This is a genomic window from Aerosakkonema sp. BLCC-F183 (genome assembly GCF_041929145.1).
Taxonomy (GTDB): domain Bacteria; phylum Cyanobacteriota; class Cyanobacteriia; order Cyanobacteriales; family Aerosakkonemataceae; genus Aerosakkonema.
On sequence record NZ_JBHFNU010000049.1, the window covers coordinates 16299 to 42113 of the forward strand.

18 protein-coding genes are annotated in these 25815 nt (G+C 41.6%); 9 read left to right on the forward strand and 9 right to left on the reverse strand.

The genetic code is table 11. The features are described 5' to 3' along the window. Positions 1 to 555: 555 nt before the first annotated feature. Together ACE1CD_RS14400 and ACE1CD_RS14405 are read right to left on the reverse strand one after the other, a co-directional pair. Positions 556 to 4221 carry an NB-ARC domain-containing protein gene (locus tag ACE1CD_RS14400; protein WP_374824966.1) on the reverse strand — a complete coding sequence of 1222 codons (3666 nt, stop codon included), beginning with the start codon at positions 4219 to 4221 and terminating at the stop codon, positions 556 to 558. A gap of 141 nt (positions 4222 to 4362) precedes the next feature. Next, a complete protein-coding gene (locus ACE1CD_RS14405) occupies positions 4363 to 4458 on the reverse strand; it encodes an AraC family transcriptional regulator (RefSeq protein ID WP_374795589.1) in 96 nt (31 codons plus the stop codon). A gap of 474 nt (positions 4459 to 4932) precedes the next feature. Between ACE1CD_RS14405 and ACE1CD_RS14410 the strand changes: the two genes are divergently transcribed. The 3 genes from ACE1CD_RS14410 (at position 4933) to ACE1CD_RS14420 (ending at position 12051) form a co-directional block, all read left to right on the forward strand. Beyond that, positions 4933 to 9315 (forward strand): hypothetical protein, encoded by a 4383-nt coding sequence (locus ACE1CD_RS14410; protein WP_374824969.1) that lies wholly within the window; start codon positions 4933 to 4935, stop codon positions 9313 to 9315. A gap of 168 nt (positions 9316 to 9483) precedes the next feature. After that, on the forward strand, positions 9484 to 10116 hold the full coding sequence (locus ACE1CD_RS14415; RefSeq protein WP_374795438.1) for a TetR/AcrR family transcriptional regulator: 633 nt from the start codon (positions 9484 to 9486) through the stop codon (positions 10114 to 10116). Between the two features lie 66 nt (positions 10117 to 10182). Continuing rightward, the gene (locus ACE1CD_RS14420) at positions 10183 to 12051 is read left to right on the forward strand and encodes a DHA2 family efflux MFS transporter permease subunit (RefSeq protein ID WP_374824972.1); all 1869 of its coding nucleotides are present in this window, start codon (positions 10183 to 10185) and stop codon (positions 12049 to 12051) included. 37 nt (positions 12052 to 12088) lie between these two features. Here ACE1CD_RS14420 and rppB read toward each other — a convergent pair whose 3' ends face one another. From rppB to ACE1CD_RS14435, 3 genes are all read right to left on the reverse strand, one after another. Beyond that, positions 12089 to 13441: a two-component system sensor histidine kinase RppB gene (gene rppB / locus ACE1CD_RS14425; RefSeq protein WP_374824975.1), complete on the reverse strand. Its 1353-nt coding sequence runs from the start codon at positions 13439 to 13441 to the stop codon at positions 12089 to 12091. 12 nt (positions 13442 to 13453) lie between these two features. Next, positions 13454 to 14146, reverse strand: a complete 693-nt coding sequence (rppA, locus tag ACE1CD_RS14430; RefSeq protein WP_374795441.1) for a two-component system response regulator RppA — start codon at positions 14144 to 14146, stop codon at positions 13454 to 13456. 123 nt (positions 14147 to 14269) lie between these two features. Beyond that, entirely contained in the window at positions 14270 to 14599 is a 330-nt protein-coding gene (locus tag ACE1CD_RS14435) for a four-helix bundle copper-binding protein (RefSeq protein ID WP_374795442.1), read from the reverse strand. Positions 14600 to 14823: 224 nt separating this feature from the next. On the opposite strand from ACE1CD_RS14435, the gene ACE1CD_RS14440 reads away from it, so the two are divergent. Then, complete coding sequence (locus ACE1CD_RS14440; RefSeq protein ID WP_374824978.1) at positions 14824 to 17406, forward strand: chloride channel protein; 2583 nt, start codon at positions 14824 to 14826, stop codon at positions 17404 to 17406. 144 nt (positions 17407 to 17550) lie between these two features. On the opposite strand, the gene ACE1CD_RS14445 is transcribed toward ACE1CD_RS14440, so the two are convergent. From ACE1CD_RS14445 to ACE1CD_RS14455, 3 genes are all read right to left on the reverse strand, one after another. Beyond that, on the reverse strand, positions 17551 to 18309 hold the full coding sequence (locus tag ACE1CD_RS14445) for a ZIP family metal transporter (RefSeq protein ID WP_374795444.1): 759 nt from the start codon (positions 18307 to 18309) through the stop codon (positions 17551 to 17553). 159 nt (positions 18310 to 18468) lie between these two features. Continuing rightward, a complete protein-coding gene (locus tag ACE1CD_RS14450) occupies positions 18469 to 18801 on the reverse strand; it encodes a hypothetical protein (RefSeq protein WP_374824980.1) in 333 nt (110 codons plus the stop codon). Positions 18802 to 18835: 34 nt separating this feature from the next. Further along, positions 18836 to 20404 carry a GMC oxidoreductase gene (locus ACE1CD_RS14455; protein ID WP_374824982.1) on the reverse strand — a complete coding sequence of 523 codons (1569 nt, stop codon included), beginning with the start codon at positions 20402 to 20404 and terminating at the stop codon, positions 18836 to 18838. Between the two features lie 244 nt (positions 20405 to 20648). Here ACE1CD_RS14455 and ACE1CD_RS14460 point away from each other — a divergent pair, with 244 nt between their 5' ends. From ACE1CD_RS14460 to ACE1CD_RS14470, 3 genes are all read left to right on the forward strand, one after another. Next, entirely contained in the window at positions 20649 to 21134 is a 486-nt protein-coding gene (locus tag ACE1CD_RS14460) for a DoxX family protein (protein WP_374795447.1), read from the forward strand. A 10-nt stretch (positions 21135 to 21144) separates the two neighbouring features. Beyond that, the gene (locus ACE1CD_RS14465) at positions 21145 to 22041 is read left to right on the forward strand and encodes a VOC family protein (protein WP_374824985.1); all 897 of its coding nucleotides are present in this window, start codon (positions 21145 to 21147) and stop codon (positions 22039 to 22041) included. Between the two features lie 132 nt (positions 22042 to 22173). Continuing rightward, positions 22174 to 23094, forward strand: coding sequence for an SMP-30/gluconolactonase/LRE family protein (locus ACE1CD_RS14470; protein WP_374795449.1), 921 nt, complete (start codon positions 22174 to 22176; stop codon positions 23092 to 23094). A gap of 253 nt (positions 23095 to 23347) precedes the next feature. On the opposite strand, the gene ACE1CD_RS14475 is transcribed toward ACE1CD_RS14470, so the two are convergent. After that, a complete protein-coding gene (locus tag ACE1CD_RS14475; protein WP_374824987.1) occupies positions 23348 to 23995 on the reverse strand; it encodes a cupin domain-containing protein in 648 nt (215 codons plus the stop codon). A 197-nt stretch (positions 23996 to 24192) separates the two neighbouring features. On the opposite strand from ACE1CD_RS14475, the gene ACE1CD_RS14480 reads away from it, so the two are divergent. Together ACE1CD_RS14480 and ACE1CD_RS14485 are read left to right on the forward strand one after the other, a co-directional pair. Further along, a complete protein-coding gene (locus ACE1CD_RS14480; RefSeq protein WP_374824990.1) occupies positions 24193 to 25005 on the forward strand; it encodes an SDR family oxidoreductase in 813 nt (270 codons plus the stop codon). Positions 25006 to 25011: 6 nt separating this feature from the next. Next, the gene (locus ACE1CD_RS14485; RefSeq protein WP_374824993.1) at positions 25012 to 25812 is read left to right on the forward strand and encodes an alpha/beta fold hydrolase; all 801 of its coding nucleotides are present in this window, start codon (positions 25012 to 25014) and stop codon (positions 25810 to 25812) included. Positions 25813 to 25815: the final 3 nt, after the last annotated feature.

A 25815-nucleotide genomic window follows, 5' to 3' on the forward strand; every position in this document is an offset into this window, starting at 1 on the left:
TACCAATATGTTTGCTAGTTGCATTTTGGAGTATTGGTTATATAGTATTAATCCCAGCTTTTATAGCAGGAGCGTTACTTGGCACTCTCCCGCTACTTTATTTAGTATATGACAAACCACCATTGATTGTTGCTGTACTCATGCTGACAGCTTTATTGATAACAATGATCCTCGCTCATCCAATAAAAATGCGCCCTTGGGCCACTACCATAACCATAATTGGAGTTTGTATCTGGATGACGATCGGCTTTTTTTCTATTGCGATAGTCTTAAGTATAGCGGCTGCCTAAATAAACTTAGGGGGAGAGCCACCATAACTCTTCTCTAATATTTACGCCTTGTAGAACGATCGCTCTGCAATATATTGCTCAACTAGCCATTAGACCTCATACAAAAGTAACAGCCCGCCAGGGAATCAATTCCCTGGCTAATAGCTCAAGTCGGTTAAAACCGACTAAGAATCTTGGTTTTTAGTCCGTTTTAACGGACTTTAGCTATTAGCCCGGAACTTAAGTTCCGGGCGGGCAATGGATTTTTGCAAGAGGTCTATTAATATCAACTCTGCTCAACCGCCCCCAGTGCTTTAAGCGTTGCAATAGTCGCCTCAGTTAAACCAGTAACGCCTGTAATGTTCATACCTTCATAAGGTTTGGGAACTGGTAAAGTTTTGATGCACTCACCCGTCATCGCATTCCAAAGCTTAATCGTCTCATCTTGACTGCCACTGGCAAGCATATTACCACAAGGACTGTAAGCAACCGACCACACCCAATTGTCATGTCCTTGCAGAACTTGCAAGCATTCACCCGTACTGACATCCCATAATCTCACATTTCGATCGTGACTGCCACTCGCCAAGTGCTTACCATCAGGACTGAACATCACCGACGACGCGCTGCTTTCGTGTCCCTCTAGCGTTTTCAGGCATTCTCCAGTAGTGACATTCCAAAACTTCACAGTATTGTCACTACTGCTACTTGCCAGAATATTCCCACAAGGACTAAAGGCAACAGACCAAACCCAACCGTTGTGTCCGGTGAAAGTCCTCAAGACCTTCCCCGTACTGGTATCCCATAGCTTTGCGGTATTGTCAGCACTACCGGAAGCGAGGATATGACCGTTCGGGCTAAAAGCTATTCTAAACACCCAACCTTCGTGGTCGCAGCAAGTAGCAAGACACTGCCCTGTTTTAATATTCCAAATTTTTACAGTACGATCGCCACCACCACTCGCCAACATTTTACCATCGGGACTGATAGCAGTTCCCCAGAACCAAGGAGTATCAACCTGGAAAGTTTTCAGTCGCTGTCCTGTTGCAGCATCCCACAACTTTACGGTAGCGTCATAAGAGCTACTTGCTACAAGATGACTATCTGGGCTGTAGGCGACAGAGGCAATGCGAATGGTATATCCCTGTAAGCTTTTAAGATACTGCCCCGTTTTGGCATTCCACAACCTGACCGTGCGATCGCCACTTGCAAAAGTCTCACCTTGAGGAGAAAATGCTACTGAATACATTGGAGTACTTTGTCCGTAGACTGTTTTCAGACATTGACCAGTCTTGGTATCCCACAGTCTGAGGGTATAATCTTCACTGCAACTAGCTAAAGTTTTGCCGTCTCGACTGAAAGCAACTGATGAAATTCTGTGGTTATGTGCTTGTAAAGTCTTAAAGCACTGACCTGATGAAGTATCCCACAATCTAACTGTCGTATCTTCGCTACAACTAGCTAAAGTCTTGCCATCAGGACTAAAAGCGACTCCCAGCACTATCTGTGCGTGTCCTTTGCAGATGCGGAAACATTCACCCGTACTGATATCCCAGTAACGTACAAAGGAATCATCTCCGCCGCTAGCGAGAATTTTACCATCCGGGCTGAAGGCAACTGACCTAATTTGATTTACGCTTTCAAATGTTTTGAGACATTCTCCTGTAGTCGCATCCCATAGCTTTATCGTATTATCAGCACTGCCAGTCGCTATCTGACCTTGAGGACTGAAAACAACCGACCACAATTGGTTGGTGTGTCCTTGCAAAATCTGCATACATTCTCCGCTACTCACATCCCAGCAACGCACAGTACCGTCCGCACTGCAACTCGCCAGTGTTTGACCATCTGGACTGAAAACAACTGACCAGACGTTACTGGTATGTCCCTGGAACACTTTTAGACATTGACCCGTACTGCAATCCCACAATTTTACAGTACCATCTACACTGCCACTGGCAAGCGATCGGCTATCTGGGCTGAAAACAACAGAAAAAACTACATTGGCGTGTCCTTGGTTGCTCATCAATAATATAGTTTCTGGAACTTGCCATAAGTGAATTTCTCCTTTAGTATCGCCCATTGCTAAAAGTCTTCCATCAGGACTAAAGGCAACTGATAAACCACTCCCTAAGTTTTCCGCAAAAACGGAAGTCGCTAAATCGGCACCAGTAAAGTTGACATTAGACAAGTTAGCATCTTGTAGATAAGCTTGCCAAAGTGTTAAATTAGAAAAATCCCACCCGCTTAAATCTGCCTGCATTTGCCGCAGGAGATTAATAATATTACCAGCAATATATCCGGTTTCTCGTGCTGGCTTGCCGCGCCAGGATGAGAGAATTAAATCGAGCCGCTCTTCTAGTAATTGTTGGGTGGCAAACTTTGAAAGTAATTGTTTAGCAATCGGATTAAGTATCAGGCGAATTTGCGTCTCTCTAATATAATCTTTGGCTGTAGCTTTAATCAACGCATAATTTTTGAAAAGCTCTATTTTCTCTGTCTCAATTTCCTGATAAATACGTTCGATAAATTGTGATGTAACGTATTCCATGATGACGGGTTGTTGAGTGTAGCCGTCTGAAGTTTTTTCAATCATGCTTCGCCTTTGTAGGGAAGCGAATCCTTCCAGCAATCTACTGGGTGACGCTTTTAGGACTAAATCTGATTGTAATTGTTCCAAAGAAACTGGCTCTCGATTAATCGATAACCAGTACATTATGGTTGTTTCTATATCTGATAATCGATTGAATTGCCTTGATAATAGATCCCGGATATCATCGAATACTAAAAAATTTTGTTTTAATGCTTCTAAAAAATTAGTAAGATTGTTATCAAACAAGTCTCTCACAGCCGCCGCGACCATTTTTAGGGCAAGCGGGTTGCCTGCATAGTGTGAGTTAACGATTTTCCATTCAGATTCTGAAGCTGATAAATTTCCTTTGGCTTGAAATATTTCTTGTGTTTCGATGACTTCTAAACCCCGGACTTGAAAGGAACGAATGGGTAAAGTGTTACCTTCTAAGGAAGCTAATCCTATAGGTTTTTCTCGACTGGTGACTAAGAGGCAACTTTGGTGGCGTGTTTCGCCAATAGTTTTATATAATTGACTGTACCCAGAGTATCCTTCGCGATAATCTCCAGCGCGTAAAGTAGAGTTTTCACCCGATAGCTGCGAATTGCAGCCTGTTAGAATCGTTTCTGAGTTATCTAGAATTAACAAACAACGATGTTGACGTAAATATTTCATTAAATGAGAGATTTTGCCATCTAAATCTTTCGGTAATTCAATTTCTTGTTGTTGAGAAAGGAATTGAATGATGTCTGTTAGTAGTGCGTCAATGGGTGGGGCGTTACGAAGACTCCGCCAAATGATGAAATCGAAATGTTCTTGAATTCGTTCTGACAATTTAATAGCGAGAGTAGTTTTTCCCATCCCTCCCATACCTAGCAGAAAGACGAGGCGACAGCGTTCTTGTACTATCCATTTTTCTAATTCAATTAGTTCGTTATTGCGTCCGTAAAATATAGAAACATCAATAGCGTCTCCCCAATCTAGATGTGAATGATTGGTTTCTTCTATTGAAGAGATATTTTGGATTTCTTTTAGTTCAGTGAGATTTGTAGAATTGGGTAATGTTTTGCTATTTTGGTTAACATTTTCTAACTGCGCCATTACTGGAACTGCGGTTACTGCTTGCATTTGTCGCGAGTACCGCTTTAAAACTGTCTGAAGATTAACTTTTGTGACTTTCTCCCCAAGCGCTTTAGAAAGTAACTGCCAAAGTTGGGAACCTGTATCTTTGATGTAACCTGGATCGTATCCAGCGGTTTTGGCAATCTCGGTATAAGAGTGTCCTGACCAAGATTGGCGAAAAACTAATTCTTGAACTTTGTTCAAGCGTTGGTAGTCTAAAACTTTATTGACAATTTCTAGCGCTTCTTCAACAGTCATTTGTAAAAGACCCCCAAAAGTGTTTTTCGATCGAGGTTGGGCAAAGATGTAAAAGAAAATTTATATACACCAGCCATAATAACTTTTATCAATTTTACCAGGGAGAGGCGAACATATTTTTGGGATATAAACATATTCTTGCTACATTATGCGAAATTGTTTAGGTGAAATACCTGTGTATTGGCGGAAGCACTTTGCAAAATGACTGGGATTAGTAAAACCACAGGCGATCGCAATGTCATTTGTTTATCAAAAATTTCAATTATAAGTTAGCCGAATTTGTTACAGGGGGCTTCACCCTTTTTAAGTATTTTTGCGGAGGGAGTTGTGCGATCGGCCAGAAAAACCCTCTCTTTACCGTAGAGTTTACTTGCACCCTGCTTTGTCACCTAGTTTTTATACTTACGACTTTATTATGACCTTTTTCCGACCTTTTTCCGACTGCCAAGCTGGCAGGTAAAGATTATATTGATTTCATGGCTTTGCACGAGTTCTCTGAACAAAGCAGAGCATTGCAGTTTAGCTATTAGGAGCCTAATTCTCTCTTTACTAAATCTTTAAAAAATACAGTGTGGTGCTGAGCTAGTAATGAGATTGCAGGAGTTCCCTAATTCTCTTGCTATGCTTAAAAATTTACTTTCTACAAGGCTGGTACGGATAAGCCTACTAATAATCAACCATTCAACGCAGATAAATAGGAGAAAATCTACTGTGGAAGAGTTAATCAGTTACAACGCTACACTTAACCAAGAAAATGGAAAAAGTAACCTAGATGCAATGCTAGGATTGACAAATCCACTCGGATCGACCTTAGATCCAAAACCAAGTGTAGGCTCTGTTTCTAATTTAGCTACTGCTACCAATTTAGCGACAGACCCAAATATAACAACGAGTATTTATGTATTAAATAGCGATGAAGTTAATACTCTAATTTCGCCGCTTTCTAGCACTAGCCAAACAAGTGATTCCTCAAGTGACGCAACATCTAAATCTAGTACAGCCACTCCAGAAATCGATGCACTGACTGGCTTAAAACTAGGCGAAGTGCTAGTAGATAATTCAAAACCGGACTCATTAACAAATATTTCTGCTTCTCAAACCCAGACTTTACCAGACAATGATAAAATCATTATCTCGAAAGAAATTGTCGATAAATTATCGTCAGTTAAAACTGTATTGGCTGCATTAGGGAACAGTATTACTCAAAACTCTTTATTTACTCAGAATATCTCGACTTTGCCAAAGAGATTTGACAGCGATAAAGCAACTGAATTAGTGAATGATGTTAGCGGTAGCCTTGACAAGGCATTGACAGTTTTAGCTAATACACCCGGTTTAGATTTTAATACAATTTTTGAGCAGTTGTCTAAATCTATAGAGAGTATTGGAACTTTAACGGTAGCTATTGATGGACAATTAATTACGCCTGAACTCATAAACACAATCAAATTAGGGCCTAATACAGAAATCGCCTTCAATTTTGACTTCTCTAAATTATTTACGATTTCTGAGGCACTAAATGGAGAAACAAATTTTGAAATTGCTGGAGCTAAAACGCAAGCAACTATAAATGGTAATGCAAATGGCTTGGGTACTATTGGCTTCAACTTTAGTATTGGTATCGATCGAGTAGGAAAGGTTTTCATTAATGAAGGTGGTTTCCTCAGTTCAGACATCGACTTGAATGCAACGTTTGCTGGGAATGCCCCTATTAAGGGTTTAGTCAATGCTGGAATTAATGGGACGGGGACGTTAAATCTTGATGCTCAGTTAAAAATTGATGATGGTGATACCATTCTAAACGAGCGACTTTATCTGAGTGATGACACAGCAATAACTCTCTTTGCTCCTAATGCAGCATCTTTCACTGGTGGCATTATCCTTGATGAGGCAACAGTGAAAGGCAGTATCCCTGCTTTATCTGAGCTAGAATTGGCGATAGCAGCTTCAGGCAGTCTAGATTTTGTGACAGGTGAAGCAAAACTTGTTGTTCAACAAGATGCGCTCTTAGATACGCTAGTGAACGCAGCAGAAAAAGGAATCGGCTCTCTTGCGAATCAAAGCGCGAAAATTGCTCAATTGACTCAAAATATTCCCATTATTGGGGATGATTTATCTAGTACAGTATCATCAACTATCAAAAAGGGACTAGGATTAGACGCTCCCGATCGAGGGGCAAAGGCTTATCTCGAATCCCTTGGCATTACAGTTGAAAAATTAATTACACCGGAGCAATTCTTTAGCGGCAATTTCCACACGGAAGATGCACTCTTATTGCGTTACAATCCGTCTGTCAGGGATACATTTCAATTGAATGTTGCTGGAAACCTTGATGTAGGTCTAGCAAAGCTTAATCTTAACGGTAATCTGCAAGCCAATCCTAACCTAGCCTTTGATATCCGTTTTGGACTTGACTTACTTAACGGCCCCTTTATGTTAGAAGGGGGAATCATTGATGCCGAGTTACCCATTACAGGTGATTTTCATGGCTCGGCACGTATTGGAAAACTTCTCAAAGGGGAAGTGAATATTTCCAATGCTAGCTTGAATCCCAAAGCAAAGCTGACTTTTAGTGATTTTGATAGTGTTGCCAATGAGCGTTTCTATCTATTGGGGAGCAATCAATTTTCTATTGATAGAATTTTTGAGAATAAAGAAGCAACTGCGCTAAGAGGAAGTTTGGATTTATTAGCAAATTTGACTATTGCTAATCCATTACAAGATCTAAATATTCCTATTATCAATAAAATTATACCTAGTGACTTTAAGTTCAATTGGAATGCAGGTGTTCAATATGACATTGCTACTAATACTGGCAAGTATGAAGTTCAGAATGATGCGAAATTTGGGGCTATTCTTGGTCTATTTCAGGACAGCGAACAGGGTATCATCGATCTGTTTTTAGGAGATTTGGTTAAGTATAATCCCATTCCTAAAGACGTGCGTGATATTCTCAATGAAAAACTTCCTTTATTGGATAAAAATTTACTAGATATTATTGGTGTTCCCGAAGTTGCCCAAATTCTCATTAATCCCGAACAATTTAAGGGACGAAATACGAAGCAGATTAATAGCAAGGATGTATCCCTAAGTCTCGATTTTATCAATGCCAACAGTATCATTAACCTCCTCAGTGGCAATGAAGCAAACCTCATTAGCCTTGATATTAAGCAAGCATTTACTGCTCCCACGGAAAAAATTCCAGTTGTTGTAACTCCGGTTTTTTCAGCTTTTGGTGTAGTCAATGTTGTTGCTGATGTAGGTATTGAAGCTAAAGCTTCCCTCTCTATTGATACAACTGTTGGTTTTGACACACAAGGTTTCTATGTTCTTGAAGGGGGAAGTAAAGCACCTTCCGGTCGAACTGTTGGAGAGACTTTGCTTTCCCTTAACCCCGAATTAAGTGCAATTTTGACGGGGACACTACTATTAACTGCTCTTCCCACTATCGATATCTCTGGAGAAGTGTCTGTACTCGGCAAAGTAGGCATTCGTCTAGATGATTTACCCTTTAAGCCTGAAGTTGACAGCGATCCCAAAGTTCGCTTATCAGGACTTACCAATCCAGAAAATCTACATCTCAATTTCGGGATCGATCTTGGCCTTGGTCTAACATCTAATCTATTTCCAATAGGCAATTTTGAAATACCTCTGATTAAAGATGGAGAAGTAGAAAAAATTATCCCACTTTACAATCGTGAAGCGGGTTCCATCGCAGATATTAAGGGAGATGTCAAAGCCTTTGTTGATAAAACGGAAAAAGAAGGGCTGTTGTATTCCTATGCACTGGGCATTATCACGGGCGATCCAACCTTACTAACAGCTGCTAACGCGCTTGCTGCCCGTCAGGTGATACCTTCCGCAAAGGAGGCATTGAGTAGTCTTGCAGATTGGTTTAAAGAGAGCGGCACCGATATGTTGGGTGCTGCCAAGTCTATTGCGGAAGTAGCGAAAGAGTATGGGCTAGATTTAGCGCAAACGGCTAAGTTTTTGTACCAAGAATTTTCAGGTGGAGTTGCAGGTGTTGCCAATGCTCTTTATAACGGAGTTACAAAGAACATTGGCGATATTGCCAAGGGACTCTACGATGGGGTTACGACTAATTTAGGCGATATTGCCAAGGGACTTTACAACGGAGTTACGACTAATTTGGGCAGTATTGCAGGGGGACTTTATAACGGGGTTACAAATAACATTGGCAGTGTTGCCAAAGGACTCTACGATGGGGTTACGACTAATTTAGGCGATATTGCCAAGGGACTCTACAGCGGAGTTACTCAAGATTTAGGCAGTATTGCAGCAGGACTTTATAACGGTGCCACGAAGAACATTGGCGATATTGCCAAGGGACTCTACAGCGGAGTTACTCAAGATTTAGGCAGTATTGCAGGAGGACTTTATAACGGTGCCACGAAGAACATTGGCGATATTGCCAAGGGACTCTACAGCGGAGTTACTCAAGATTTAGGCAGTATTGCAGCAGGACTTTATAAGGGTGTCACGACTAATTTAGGTAGCGTTGCCAGGGGGCTTTATAACGGGGTTACGACCAATTTAGATAGGATTGCCCAAGGTCTTTATAATGGTGTTTCTCACGACCTAGATAAGATTGCAAAAGTAATGATAAATGAATTCGGGACTGGCTTTTTCTTCAAAATTGGCAATTTAATAACAGAGTTTTTGCCTGATGGTAGCAAAATTCGGAACACCATTGTCAATGGAGTCAATACTTTACGAGAAACCTTCGGTGCAGATGGTTGGCTAAGGAATAAAACTGAATGGCTAACTGACAATACCTCAATTACTAACTACTTTAATAAGGGGAGAAACTATTTACAAGAAACCTTTGGTGCAGACGGTTGGCTAAGGAATAAAACTGAATGGTTCACAAATGGTTCTCAAATTCAAAGCTCTTTCCAGAAAGGAAAAGAAGTTTTGCGACAAACATGGGAAGCTAATCGTTATATAGAGGATACTTGGGATTCTGTTGGTAATTATCTGGGTCAAAATACTTGGGACTCCGCAGGAAATTTCATTAGTGGGGTAGGCAATAAGGTAAGTGGCTGGGTTAATACTGTTAAATCATGGTTCTAACTACCATTGCTCAACTTTTCCCGATCGCTATCGCCAGTAGAAAGTTCCACTTCGGTTACACCATTCCACTCATCGGGCAAAACGCGATCGATCTCAACACACACGGGATTAGTTGAAATTCAGTAGAATATGTAAGTTAGTGCTTACATAATAAACGCCTGAGTTACAATGAGTCGAACAAGCCGAGCCGCAAGCGAAACCCGCGATCGCCTGTTAAAAGCCGCCATTGAAGTTTTTTCTACGCAAGGCTACGTTGGGGCGACGACCCGTGAAATTGCCCGTGTCGCAGAGGTGAGTGAAGTTACCTTGTTTCGGCACTTTCAAAGTAAAGAGCAACTTTTGAGTGTGGTTGCTCAGTACATAGCGGCGCAAACAGAGGCATTCACCCATCAAGACGAATGGACGTATGACCTGCGGCGCGATCTGTTGCATTATGCAAAGCTCCACGATGCCATGTTGGAGAAGTACGAAGCTTTATTTCGGATGTTTATCGGTGAAGCTCATCGGCATCCGACAGAAGCAACAGAGGTACTTCAGCGATCGTTTCTACCGCTACGCGAAAAACTAATTTCCTATCTAAAAACTTGCATCGAACGTGACAGCGTTCGTCCAGATGTCGATCTACCGCTAGCAGTAGATCAGTTAACTGGAATGCTGTTGTCTGGAGCGATCCGCCGTCATGTTTCTCCCGTTAACCGAGGGTATAGCCGTAAACAATACATTGAGGGATGCGTAGATTTATTCGTGCGAGGGCTTAGCAAAACCGTGTCTTCTGTCAGTCATGCTTCATCCTCTGGCTAGATTTACCTGACAATTTTCGTGGAAATTGGACATTTCTCGATTGAAACAGCTGGAGTTAACGCAGAGATGGAAAGACCTAAAATACAGAGCCATACAACTCAACCAGATTCGATCGACATTCCAGCTTTAACAAATTTGGAAGAGTCTGAGCGCCAGGAGCAGAACGATCGCTCTATTAAACATCAGGAACAACAATTATCTCACGATAGTTCGGCGAAAACAGACGAATTAGAACAAGATAGCGATTCTAGCAGCGGTCATACCCCAAAAGTCGAGGTTGATGCCGAAGATCGAGGAGAACAACCCAAAACAGATGGCAAGAAGCATCGGAGGCGATCGCAATCCTTAAGCCAATTGAAGAAATCCAGCTATGATGCTGCTGGGTATGTACACGGCCCGCTCAAATGGTCGATCGCCCTGACGGCTTCGCTGGGAGCCATTTTAGAAGTGATCGATACCAGCATTGTGAACGTTGCCCTGACAGATATGCAGGCGACCTTGGGAGCAACCGTGACCGAAATTGGTTGGGTAGTTACGGGTTATGCGATCGCCAATGTGGTGTTGATTCCGCTCTCCGCTTGGTTGGGCGACTTCTATGGCAAGAAAACTTACTTTGTCTTCTCAATGATCGGATTTACAGCCGCCTCGGTGCTGTGCGGTTTTTCCATCAATTTGCCCATGCTCGTCGTTGCCCGAATTATTCAAGGTTTATGCGGTGGCGGGCTGCTGGCAAAAGCACAGGCGATTCTGTTTGAAACCTTTCCTCCGGCAGAACAGGGAATAGCGCAGTCGGTATTTGGCGTTGGGGTGATTGCGGGTCCGGCGATCGGCCCCACGCTGGGAGGTTACCTGACCGATACTCTGGGTTGGCGCTGGATTTTCTTTATTAACTTGCCTGTAGGCATTGTAGCTGCGCTGATGGCGATCGTATTCCTGAAACCCGATGCGAAACGACGCACCCAAAACCAGCAGAAGAAAGTGGACTGGATCGGAATTATTCTGCTGTGTATTGCCGTGGGCAGTTTGCAAGGCTTTCTGGAAGAAGGGGAAAAAGACGATTGGTTTGAATCGGGTTTCATTACGACTCTAGCGATCGTAGCCGTTGTTGGATTGATTTTGTTTATTTGGCGAGAACTCAGCACAAAAGCTCCAGCCGTCGATCTGCGAGTTCTGCGACATAAATCTCTGGCAGCAGGAAGTCTTTATTCCGGTATTTTGGGTATGGGGCTATACGGAGCCTTGTTTGCCGTCCCCTTGTTTGCCCAAGGTGTGCTGAGATTTTCCGCAACCCAAACCGGATGGTTACTGGCTCCTGGAGCATTAGCATCCGCGATCGTGATGGTGTTACTGGGCAAACTTTCGGGGAAGGTGGATGCTCGGATATCGATCGGGCTGGGAGCGATCGGTACCGCAGCCGTTATGTTCGATTTGGCAAAAATCACACCCCAAACCGGAACCGACGATCTATTTTGGCCGCTGATCTGGCGGGGTGCAACGTCGGTGTTGATGTTCCTGCCCCTAAGTTTGGCAACTCTCGGTTCCATCCCCAAAGAAGAAGTATCGGCTGGATCGGGTTTTTATAACCTGACTCGTCAGTTGGGCGGCAGTATTGGCATTGCCATTCTAACCACCGTGCTGGCTCAACGACAGGCGTTTCATCGAGCCATTCTTTTGTCTGACTTAACGCCTTACAATTCAGAGACAAACCAACGGATCGATGCTTTAACGGGACTGTTCGAGAGTCGCGGTTTCAATCCTGTGACCGCCCACCAACAAGCGATCGCTTCTCTATCCCAATTGGTCAATACCCAAGCTGCCGTTCTGTCCTACGCCGATATTTTTCGCTTTGTTGGCGTTGTCTTTCTCTGTTCCCTGCCGCTTTTATTGTTCCTTGGCAAGGGCAAAGTTGGAGCTAGAGCGCCTGCGGCTCACTAGCTGGATGCTACTCAATCGTACCTTTTAGAATCATGGCTCAAATCGATCGTTGGTTATTTAGCAGCAGGAGAGGTAATCTAACTGTAAATGTACTGCCTCTACCTAATTGACTTTGTACATGAATGTTGCCTTTATGAGCGTGGGCGATCGCTTGAGCAATAGCTAACCCCAATCCCGAACCGCCAGTTTGACGGGAGCGATCGCGATCGACTCGGTAAAAGCGATCGAAAATTCTTTCCTGTTGTTCGATCGCAATTCCAATTCCTGTATCTTGAACTTTAATTAAAGCCGAGCTTTCAAATTGATTTAGAATTATTCGTACCTCACCAGCGCTAGGCGTAGCTTGAATAGCATTTACGATTAAATTACAGACAAGTCGATAAAGTTGTTCTTCATTGCCCTTTACATATAATGGTTCTTCTCTTGCCATTATCGCTAATAATTTTACTTTAGTTTCAACTGCTATAAATGCCAGTTCTTCTACTAAGTCACTAATTAAATCGTTTAAACAACAAGGTTGAAGCTTCCCGTCAGATTGGTGTTGCTCTATGCGAGTTAAAAACAATAAATCTCTCGTTAATTGAGCAAGTCGATTGTTTTGGCGTTTCAAAGTCGCTAAAAATTTAGGTATTTCCTGTTCGGGATATAATTTCAAAGCAGCTTCTATAGTCGATGCCATTGCAGCAATTGGCGTGCGGAATTCATGGGCAGCATCGCCAGTAAATTGTTCCATTTGCTGATAAGAATGGTACACTGGCTGCATGGCTTTTCCTGCTAACCACCAACTTGACCAAGCAATCATAATCATGGCCATTGGGTATCCTAATAATAAAGTCAATTTTAATGCAATTAAATGTCGATCTAAGTCACCCAAACTGCGACCTAATTGTAGATAACCCCTAATTTGATTTCGAGCATTTAATGGTAAAGAAATTTGTCTATATCGAACTCCTGAAGTTTCTTTAAGCGTTTGCCAACGTTGATTTTGGCCTAAAATAGCTAATCGCTTCAAAGGTAAGCCAGCTAAAGCTTGAGCTTGACCTTGATTATCAACTAAACGTAAATAGTAATTAACAGAAGAAACTGCTTCTGAAATCTGTCGATAATTAACTTTGTCTTCCGAAAAACAATTTATTTCTTGATGGCAAATTTTTAACGAAAGCTGTTGAGCAACTTGCCGAAAATTATTTGGCGATCGTAAAACAGGTTCGATGCTTTTCTGAAGAGCCAAAGCTACTGATTCTAGTCCATCATCTATAGTTTCTTGGTAAGTAATACTAACAACATGATAAACTCCCAGACCAGATAAACCAAGAATGCAGCCCATCACAACTGCATACCAACTGGCTAGGCGTAATCGAGTTCTGCGAAAAAGTTGGTTTTGTTCCATGCAGTTATAATATTATTGATTGGGGTTAAAACGATAGCCAACAGCATAGATAGTTTCAATTAAAGAGTTGTTTTCGTCACCTAATTTGCGCCTAAGCAATCGCATTTGTGCGGCTACCACATTGCTAATCGGTTCTGCACCAATTTCCCAAAGTTGATTGATAATTTGGTCGCGGGTGAGAACTTGGTTGGGATGCTTCATAAAATATTCTAGCAGTTGAAATTCTTTAATAGTAAGCGAAATCACCTGTTTTTCCCCATTAGTATACTGTCGATAAACTGTATGAGTGCTGTAATTTAAAGTGAGGTTGCCTACTTGAAATTGCCGAGGTTGCAGTTGTGGCGATCGCCTCCTTAACGCCCTCAATCTTGCAAGTAATTCTGGCATATCAAAAGGCTTAACTAAATAGTCATCTGCGCCAGCATCCAAACCCATAATTTTTTCTTCCATCCGATCTTTAGCAGTCAGCATCAAAATTGGCAAGGGAATGTTTTGCGATCGCAGTCTTTTGCATAACTCTAATCCCGATATTCCTGGCAACATCCAATCGATAATTGCCATCGTGTACTCAGTCGCAGCCGTCTCTAAATATTGCCATGCCTGAGTTCCATCAAGAAACCAATCAACCACATAAGCTTGATGGTTAAGGACTTCTTTAACTGCTGCACCTAAATCTGGTTCATCTTCAACTAATAAAAGCCTCATATATTCGATATACTGTCGCGTGTTTTTTTTCATTGCTAATTCTATTATTAGGAAAAACTTATTTAGGGGTAAATAGATAAATACTACCCCCAAACAAACTAAACGAAAGGGTTGTTGAATACTTTATGCTACTCCAGCAACGCTGACAACTTTACGGTACTCATCAGCAGCACGACGGCAAGCTTTAGCGCAGCTTTGGCAATGTTCGTTATCATGCTTTTCACATTCTTTAGCACAAGCATCACAGATATCAATACAGGATTTGACAACTTGGGCAATGAAGCGAGAACTACGACTGATGAAAGCCACAGAAGTCAAACATATATCTGCACAGTCACGACAAAGACGAGCGCAATCAGGCATACTACCTATGCACTCATCGGCACAATGTTCGCATTCGTAAGCACAATGAGCGGCTGCATTTAAGATAGATTGGTTCGCTTGATGAGCCATACAAATTTATCTCCTTTTTTCGAGTAAAGTCCTGATTCAACACTCATAGGTTATCAAGCGAGTTGCATCTATCTTAAAGCAGAAGGAAGTTTTATTACCAGAGAATAACAAAAATTTCATCCTAATTTCATTTTGTTGTGATTAATATTTATAACAGATGCACAGCCAGATAGATTAGCTCAATTGCAAGTTAATTATAATAAAGTATTAATCTTGGCAACCTTATGGGTGACTTCTCTCTACTCAAAAAATCTGCTCTACTACTTTCACCTAAACGCCTAGCTATTGTTGAAGCTTGTTTAATTGGTTTAGTATCCGGTCTAGCCGCAGTTTTGCTCAAACAAGGAGTAGGATGGTTGGGAGGATTTCGAGTTCATTCAACTCATCTAGTTTATCCTTGGCTTGTACTTCCCAGCATCGGATTGATAGGTGGAATTTTGGCAGGTTTGCTGGTAGAAAGAATTGCACCAGAAACATCAGGAAGCGGTATTCCTCAAGTTAAAGCTGTATTAGCAAGAGTTCCTATTCCTCTTAATCTACGAGTTGCTTTGACTAAATTATTGGGAGGAATTTTAGCAATTGGATCGGGATTAGCTTTGGGCCGAGAAGGGCCAACAGTCCAGATTGGGGCGGCTATAGCTGCACAATTGAGTAGATGGATACCCACTTCGCCAGAACATCGCCGTCAACTGTTAGCGGCGGGCGCAGGTGCGGGATTAGCGGCTGCTTTTGATGCACCTATGGCTGGGGTATTATTTGTAGTTGAAGAGTTGTTACAAGATGTTTCAGAATTAACGTTAGGTACAGCTATTTTGGCATCTTTTATCGGTGCGGTAGTATCCCATATTTTTGGCGGTCAAAGTTTAGATCTTAACTTAAATTCAACGACTCTTATTAGTAGTTTTGTAGTGTCGGATATTCCATTTTACCTAATTTTAGGAATATTGTCTGGCGTTTTAGGTTCGCTGTTTAATGGCGGAATTATTCAGAGTTTAACGCTTTATAGTGGAGTATTACGCCTGAGTTTGCCTTGGCGCGTGGGATTAGCTGGTTTTATCTGTGCTTTGATAGTTTCTTTGCTGCCGATCGCATTCCACGATAATACGGGACTGCGAGAATTGCTAGTTACCGGTCAAGCTAGTTGGCAATTTGCAGCGATCGCTTTTTTTAGTTATTTTATTCTAACTATCGTTGCTTATGGTTCCGGTGCGCCTGGAGGTTTATTCGCTCCCACTTTAATTTTAGGAGCAGCTTTAGGTTATTTAATTGGCACGGTTGAATACAGTCTTTTAGGCACAACTTTACCGATCAATTATGCTCTGGCGGGAATGGGAGCATTTTTTTGTGCGGTTGCGAGAGTGCCGATTACAGCCATTGTCATAGTTTTTGAAATGACCAGGGATTTTAATCTCGTATTACCTTTAATGATTGGCTGCGTAACGGCTTATTTAATTGGGGAAAAGATTGCACCGAAATCAATATACGATCGCCTTTTAGAATGGAACGGCATTCATTTAGAAAAAGAGAAAGCGGCAGATAACTTACTCATCCAATTACAAGCAGCAGATTTGATGCAGCGAAAAGTAGAAACCCTAACTAGCCAGATGACTAAATCCGAAGCTTTGCAAGCTTTCGCTCACTCTCATCATCGCGGCTTTCCGGTAGTTAATGATAGTAATTTGGTGGGCATCGTCACTCAATCAGATTTAAACAAACGAAATTTTGCTGACGATACGCCATTAAGTCAAATTATGACACCGCAACCTGTTACTGTCAGCCCAAGCACATCTTTAGTTCATGTTCTTTATCTACTTAATCGTTTGCAATTAAGCAGATTGCCAGTAACAGAAGGACGGCGATTGGTAGGAATTATCACTCGGAGCGACTTAATTCGTGCTGAAGCTAACAAACTGGCAGGTATTACTGAATTTAGTCCGAGTTCTCAACGCTCTTACTTAGTTTATGAAACGCGATCGCCTGCTACTGGAAAAGGACGTTTGTTAGTACCGTTAGCTAATCCGCAAACAGCACCAAAGTTAATCGAATTAGCAACTGCGATCGCGCATCAGCGCAATTACGAATTAGTTTGTTTGCAAATAATCCTTGCACCTCATCACCGTTCCCCTTCGGAAATTTCCGTCAATACAGCTAAAAGCCGTCGGTTGTTACGACAAGCGGAAAGATTAGCAGAAAAATACCAAATTTCAGTACATACACAAATCAGGGTAGGGCATAATGTTGCTCAAACTATCCTCGAAATTATCAAGCAAGAAAATATCGATTTAACTTTAATGGGATGGAATGCTGAACCTTCGGCTTCTGGCAGAATTTTTGGTACTGTTGTTGATACGGTAATTCGCCAAGCAGCTTGTGAAGTAGTTTTAGTAAAATTAGGAGAATTAACAGATATTAATCACAAATTGCACAAGTGGTTAATCCCGATCGCAGGAGGCCCAAACGCTGAAGCAGCATTACAACTTTTGCCAGCATTAGTTCCTAAAGATAATCCAGCGATCATTGAACTTTGTCAAGTTTTTCAACAAAATGAGATGCAACCTAATACATCTGTGCTAGAAAAATCTGCTCATATTTTGAGTAAAAAGCTGAATACAAATGTCAAAATAGTTACCTTAAAATCGAATTCTGTTTCCCAAGCAGTAATTAACTTAGCAACAAAAGATGAATGTGATGTAGTAATGATTGGGGCGAGTCGAGAAGGGTTATTGCAGCAGACAATTAAAGGCAATATCCCCGAAGCGATCGCACGCGGAGTTAATAGCACGGCTATTTTAGTCAGAAGTCGCTAAAGAATTAGCTGAAATATCTTTCTTAATGTAGATAATTTACCTACGCTTTTTTAAGCAATATCGTAGCTATGAATAATTTGGAAACACAATTAAAACGACTGCTCTCGAAGCATTTCTATAAATCTCTTAAGAATAACCAAAAAACTATCCTCCTAACTTACTCAGTACGAAAGCAGCTAAAAATCCAAATACAGTAATTAATCCCGCAAAATTATGTGCTTGCTCAAAAGCTTCGGGAATCATTGTATCAGATAACATTGCTAAAATTGCTCCGGCTGCTACAGCGGTGGTGGCAGCAATTATCTCTACAGAAAAATGACTGAAAAGTGCATAACCTAGAAGTGCAGCAATTCCAGAAAGTATAGCAATACCTATCCAAACACCAAAAATATAGCTGATCGATCGTCCGGCTTTTTTCATCCCCGCCGCACTCGAAAGTCCTTCGGGAATGTTAGAAAGAAAGATGGCGGCGACAGTTACCCAGCTAACGGCTCCACCTTCGATCATACTGACACCAATCACGATCGATTCTGGGATACCATCTAGGAGTGCGCCGAGTGCGATCGCCAGTCCGCTACCGCTATTCTCTTCTTCTTTTGGCTGTTGTTTACCCGATCGCTTGCGATGTTTGGCACCTTTATTAGCTAAATACCAATTAGCTGCTGTATAAATTGCTGCACCGCCTACAAACCCGATCGCCGTAGAGTCAAAACCGCCACGCTTGTAAGCTTCGTCCATTAATTCAAACGATAATGCGGAAATTAACACACCTGCGCCGAACGCCATTACTGCTGCGATCGCTCGTTGGGGAATCTTGGCATAATAACCGATTGCGGCTCCAACTATCAAAGCCGAACCGCTAACTAATCCCCAAAAACCTGCTTGTAACCAAATAGGGAACATAAGTTATTTTATGCGAATAGAATAATTTCTACTTTGACCTCCAATATCGGTTAGAAAAATGAATTACCAATGAAATTTCCCTATCTCAAGAGATTGAAACTCCGATTACCTCTTTTGAGAGAAGATTGGTTGACTATTTTACTTTTAAATTAGATCGCACTAAACTTTAGATAAAGCTTGTAATTCCTCCCAGGAATAATGGGCAGGCAACTCAATCTCTTTATCATTCGCACCATTACCAAAACTCAAAGAAGGGCTAGTTTCCTCAACGATTTCTTCTGTAAATTCTGCAATAGCATTTCCGGCAATGCCACCTGCGATCGCACCCGCCACACCGCCAACCGCCGCACCAACTTTTCCCGCGATCGAATTGCCAATTGCAGCCCCAGCAACACCACCTCCTGCTGCCCCTAATCCTGTGGCGATAACGTGAGAATTGGCTGATTTATTCTCATCTTTTTGTTGTTCTATAGCTTGGTTTTCTTCATTCATCGCCATTACCTCCTGCTTGATTACTTACTAATTTTTATGTCTTCAAACGTTCGAGCAAACGATCGCCAACTCGCAAGGCATTTGCCATAATTGTCAGCGTAGGATTCACCCCCGAATTCGATGGAAAAAAACTGCCATCAACGACATAGAGATTATCGAGATCGTGAGTACGACAATTGAGATCCAACACAGAATTTTTCGGATCTGAACCAAAGCGGCAAGTTCCACACTGATGGGCAACTGCTTGCACAGGCATCTGATTGCGAGGATAAATACTGAAGGGAATAACGTGCATCGCTTTGCGTTCGAGAGCTTTTAAAATAGATGTCCAACGATGGATTAAGCGATCGCCTGCTTCTGTATTATTGGGTGTGTAATTCAAATGAACTTTGCCATCGATAACTTGCACCCGGTTATTGGGATCGGGCAAATCTTCTGTTTGCAACCACCATCCGGTAGTGCGTTCCGCAATCAAATGGCGTTCAAATTTAGGAATTAGTTTAACAAAAGGAGCCATCAACGGTGGCGCTTCTGCTGGAAGCATATCTGCTAGTACGTTTCCGGTATTTTGCACCATACCCATTGGGTAGGGAAAATCTGGTTCTCCCCAGTAAAAATCATTGACTGCGATCGTCTTTTGGAAACTGGCGTGATTGACTTCAACGTGCAACGCCACCAACGCGGTTGCTAGGTGCTTCATAAAATTTCGTCCAACTAAATCCGAACTATTGGCAAGTCCGTTGGGATGTTTATCGTTAGCTGAACGTAACAGCAAGACCGCCGAATTAATCGCACCGCAGGCAACTACAACTATGTCACTTTGAAAGATATGATGTTCTCCGTTTACCTCCGTTTCAACTCCCGTAATTTCTCGTCCAGATGCACTCGTAAGTAACCTTAATACTTTGGCTTGGGTGAGTAATGTAAGATTATCGTATTGTTCCCAAGCCGGACGAATCGCGTTTACTTCCGCATCTGCTTTTGCACCGACTAAACAAGGATAACCATCAAATGTGTCACATCGAATGCAGGGACTTTTTGTGCGATCTTTTTCATTTAATTTCAAACCCAAGGGTAAATGAAATGGGTAATAACCGAGATGGCGAATGCTGTCTGCTATTTCCTGCATATCCGGTTCGTGGCTAACAGGAGGATACGGATATTCTTGACTAGCAGGGGGTTCTGTCGGATCGCTACCTCTTTTTCCATGTACGTCATACATTTTTTCGGCTTGGGTATAGTACGATTCAAAGTCTCGATAAGTGAGTTCCCAAGCTGGTGAAATTCCGCTTTTATGAATAACTTTGGTAAAGTCTCGTTCTCGCAATCGAATTAATGCTGCACCGTAGAGTTTGGTGTTACCTCCAACCCAGTATCCTGTTTGCGGACGGAATGTTTTTCCATCGTTACCAATCCAATGTTCATCTGTGTGATAGCGTTCTTTTTGATAAACTTCCAATGCACTCCAATTTGCCTTTTCTCTTGGCAAAAAATCTCCTCGTTCTAACACCAATATCTTTTTACCTGTGGGTGCAAGTCGATGTGCAAGTGTACCTCCACCTGCGCCAGTACCAATAATAATGATGTCGTAGTGATTTGTCATAGGCTCGCGTATGAAGTCAATAGCGCGTAAATTCAGCAGACTTCTACCTCAAATTACATTTATATATTTAGAACAACCTCTACCTGATGACTTATGAAATATTTCTCTCGCTGGACTCAGTTTAATTTCACAGTAATTTCATTTTTGTCTCTATTTAATTAGATTGGGGATAGTTAATTATCCAAATATAGCGAGTCTATTTGCGATGGGTTTAACGATCGCTTTATTACTTTCGAGTAGCAGTATGTCTCATCTGCCAGGTTTGAATCTGTTAAGTAATCTCTATATAGGTTTCCCATCTGGAGTTGAGGGAATTACGCTGCTTTTACTGCGGGTGGGTACTGGCGTGTTATTTATGCTGCATGGTTATCCCAAAATTACCCACTTACAGCAGTGGGCGAGTTCTCTCAAAATGCCACTATTTTTGTGCTTTCTCTCTGCCTTATCGATGGTTGCAGGTGGCGTTTGTTTAGTTATAGGATTACTTACGCCCTTAGCTAGTGCAGCAATTTTTGTCTCAATGGCGTTTGCTGCTTATCTGGAAATTACAAAAGGTTTACCATTTGTTGCCCGCGACCCCTACTTAATTCCTGAAGGGCAATATGAAGGCCCAACAGGTAAAGGCGAACCACCTAGTTGGGAAAAAGCATTTATGTACTGCCTGATATTAATTGCGATCGCAGTTTTAGGCCCAGGCGCATTTTCCCTCGATGCTTTAATATTTAGGTAATAACAAATACATGAATACATGGCTGCAAACTCCAATCCAAGCCCAACAAATTCAAGCGGTGGGAATAACGGTAACGGATGTCGATCGCATCAGTGAATTTTACACTACAGCCTTGGGATTTGAAATTATTTCCGATCTGACAGTTGAGGATAAAAATTTTGCCGAATTGCAAGAATATCCACTATCTAAAATCCGCATTGCTACTCTGAAATTGGGTGATGAACAAATTCGATTGATGCAATATCTCGACATCAAAGTAAAACCGATTCCGGCGGATTCCCAAAGTAACGATCTATGGTTTCAACATTTAGCGATCGTTGTCAGCGATATGGATCGTGCCTATTCTCATCTCCAATCCTTTGGCATTGAATTTATTTCGACAGAACCCCAAACAATTCCACCAGAAAACAAAGAAGCGGCTTATATTCAGGCATTTAAGTTTCGAGATCCAGATCGCCATCCTTTAGAATTGATTTGGTTTCCGCCAGATAAGGGACAGGAAAAATGGCATCAAAAAAGTGACCGCTTGTTTCTGGGAATTGACCATACTGCGATCGCGATTAACAATACAGAAGAAAGCCTTCAGTTTTACCGCGATTGTTTGGGAATGCGAGTAGATGGCGGTAGTTTCAACTGGGGAGAAACTCAGGCGAAACTGGACGGTTTACCTGATGTAAAAGTCGGCATTACGGCATTAAGACCTACTCAGGGAGGTTTAGGAATTGAACTACTAAATTACATAGAACCTGCAAACGGTCGTCCAATTCCATCCGATCTAAAACCTTATGATATAGCTTATGTCCAAGTTGAATTGATAATTGATGATATAAATAAAGGAAGCGATCGGTCTTATCGAATTAAAGATCCAACGGGACATTCTCTATGGTTATTTTCCAAGCAGAATTGAATACATACCAGATGGCAGTTGAACGTAGTACAATTTACATCTGCCTTCATCTGCGGTAAAAAATAAAAAATTTGGAGTGTAGGAAATAACTTTAACTCACAGGTTTGCAATTGCTATAAATTAAGAGGTTTTATGGCTCAAGTAATAGACACATTATCGAATGCGATCGAAATATATGACGATCGGATGCGTGCGCTGATTCGTCCAGATGCTTGTTTGCAAAAGTTGGCAAATGATGCCGTTCACAGTGAAGGCGCTGTTTATTTTCCCGAAGATGATAGTATCATTTGGAGTGATGCTCACGACAATCGTTTATTACGTTGGAGTGCGTCTGATGGTGTCAGCGTTTTGCGCGATCGATCGGATTATCAAAACGGTAATTATCGCGACTTAGAGGGTCGATTAGTTTCTTGTTCGTGCGGTTTACGCGCTATTATTCGCCGAGATGATGGTGAGTGGAAAGTGTTATGCGATCGCTATCAGGATAAACGCTTGAATAGTCCGAATGATTTAGTCGTGAAAAGCGACGGTACTATCTGGTTTACCGACCCGCCTTATGGAATTACAGAACCGAATCAAGGTTATGGTGGCGAACAGGAACAACCGGGAAGTTATGTGTATCGTTTCGATCCAGCAACCAATGAAATTGATGCCGTAGTAACAGATATGTTGCGTCCTAACGGTTTAACTTTTAGTCCAAATGAGCAACTTTTGTATGTATCAGACTCTTCTGCATTTAACATTCCCGATGGCTATCATCACGTTCGAGTTTACGAAGTTGTAGAAGGTCGAAGTGTTAGAAATGGTCGCGTGTTTGCGATGATCGATCCTGGTCAACCGGATGGTTTGCGAGTAGATGAAAATGGGAATGTTTTTATTAGTTCTGAAGATAGCGTGCAGGTGTATGCACCCGACGGAACTCGTTTAGGAAAAATTTTAGTTCCAGAAACTGTTGCGAATCTAACTTTTGGTGGATGCGATCGCGATCGCTTAATTATCGCCGCAGGTCATTCACTTTATGCGATCGATCTCAACACGCATGGGATTGGTTGACTCAGGAGAAACTGGGTTTGTTAATAAAAAATGTAGTTTTTTTAGTTTACTCATATCATGTCCGGTAGCATTGGTAGTATTTGAGTGATGCGAAAGGTTATCTGTGGGAATCAGGGGGTTAATTTTTTACCGCAGATGTAAGCAGATAAACGCAGATAAACGCAGATAAGAAAGCGATTTTTTATGCAACTGATGCTAACGGACATGATATGATTTGCAAGAAACTTGGTTTCTAATCGTATCCTGCGATCGGCTATTCCATTAACGGCATTTCATCGAATTGCACGATAACTAAAATAGCAGGTTCGTTCCCAACTGTTCCTGAAAGATGTCCTTTCTTACCCTCTGCATCTTCCTTCGTATTTTGATCCGCGCCAAACGAGATTTCACCAGCACCCATTTCTACTCTTTGTCCATCCATTGTCTCAACAAACCAGCGTCCTGATAAGGGAATAATCCATTGAGGTTTGGGGTTTTCGTGCCAAGTTCCAGTCCAACCTACAGGCAACACTGTGAAGCTAAAAGTCGCACCTTCCTGTTTTAATTGACCTAACCATTGCGGCGAGGCAGGTGGTGAAATACTTTTGAATTTAAAGTCTTTAATTTGACGGCGGGATTGATGGCTAACTCCATTTTCATCCGTCCAAACGTGCCAGTAATCAATAGTAGGAGATGCTGGTCGATCGTGAGATGCGTTTGTTTGATTAGTTGCTTGCTGTTGTGATGCAGGATTGTGCATAAAATCTCTATTGGGTTCATTTGCTTTATATTCTTCTGTTGTTACTGCTGCACCTGTGGTTAAATCGTGGCAGAATGTTTCGCAATCATCATAGCTAGTGTTGAACTTACCATCAAATATCGACCAGAAAAATGAATTATCAATGAAATTTGCGTATCTCAAGAGATTGAAAGCGCGATTACGTCTTTTGAGGGAAGATATACGCTCTCAATTTATGCAAATTTAAAGATAACGTTACCTATAATGTTGCCACGAGAAATCTAAGAAAAATTGATCGCAGATAAACACTTAGATATGCCTCAAGAAATTGCTCAATTAAAAGCCAGATTACAAGCATATCAATCGCAATAACTAAGATTATGAGTTTTTCTCTTTACTTACTCAAAGGTCAAAAAGCATTAGTAACAGGTGGAAGTTCTGGTATTGGCGAAGCAATCGTGCGTGCTTTAGCCAAAGCGGGAGCATCTGTAGCGATTAATTATCACTCACACCCAGAAAATGCTGATAACATTCTCGATGATATTAAGGCTGACAAGGGAGAAGCGATCGCAATTCAAGCTGATGTTAGCAAAGAAGATGAAGTGCAGGCAATGTTTAGCCAAATGTACAAACAATTCGGCACGATCGATATCTTAGTAAATAATGCTGGATTGCAAAAAGATGCACCATTTTTAGAAATGACTTTGCAGCAGTGGAATACTGTTATCGGCATAAATCTCACGGGTTACTTTTTATGTGCGAGAGAAGCTGCAAAAGAGTTTGTTCGACGCGGAGTAAAACCGGATATTTCCTCAGCTGCCGGAAAGATTATTTTTATTAGTTCGGTACATGAAGTAATTCCTTGGGCTGGTCATGTTAATTATGCTGCTAGCAAAGGCGGTATTAATATGATGATGCGAAGTATTGCCCAAGAATTAGCACCCCAAAAAATTCGCGTTAATAGCATTGCGCCTGGGGCAATTAAAACTGATATTAATAAATCCGCTTGGAGTACGCCAGAAGCAGAAGCAAAATTGCTTACACTCATTCCGCAAAAACGAGTTGGCGAACCTGAAGATATCGGTAAAGTAGCAGCTTGGTTAGCTTCTGATGATTCAGATTACATCAATGGCGCAACCATATTTGTAGATGGCGGTATGACTTTGTATCCGGGTTTTGCTACTGGGGGATAAATTTGGATGTCCGAAAAACCCGATCGTCCTTATTTTTTAAACTCGTCAGCAACTAATTTTGGTTATCCAATTTTAGTATTTCTGCCGGGGATGGATGAATCTGTTGTATTATCTCGCTTGCAAACAGCAGGTTTAGAAGTAGGGTTTGATGTCCGTTCTTTAATAATTCCGCCTGCTTTTTTATGCGATTGGGATGAGCTTACTAAGACAGCGATCGATTTAATTCAATCTCAATTAAAGCCCTTAGTAAGCTCGTCAATTTATTTGTGTGGCGAATCATTTGGCGGTTGTTTAGCTTTAAAACTAATGGTAGCAGCACCAAATCTATTTGAAAAAGTTGTTTTAGTTAATCCAGCTTCGTCATTTAATCGCCGTCCTTGGATTCATTGGGGTTCTTTAATCAGTCGCTTGCTACCAGAATGGCTTTATCAAATTACTTCAATTGGATTTTTACCTTTTTTAGCTTCATTAGGTAGAATGACACCTGAAAATCGTCAAATATTATTCAAATCAGTACGTTCTGTACAAATAGAAAACTCCGTACAGCGTTTATCAATGATGCGACATTTTCATATTAGTTCAAAAGAATTGCAGCAATTTTATAAGCCTGTGTTATTAATCGCCAGTCAGGGCGATCGCTTATTACCATCCGTACCCGAAGCTAAACGCTTACAGCGAGACTTACCGAATGCTGAAGTCGTAATTCTTCCCCATAGCGGTCATGCTTGCTTACTTGAAACAGATGTTAACCTCTATCAAATTATGTTAAAAATGAAGTTTATTAGCCATTTAGCCAACAATACTTAGGAT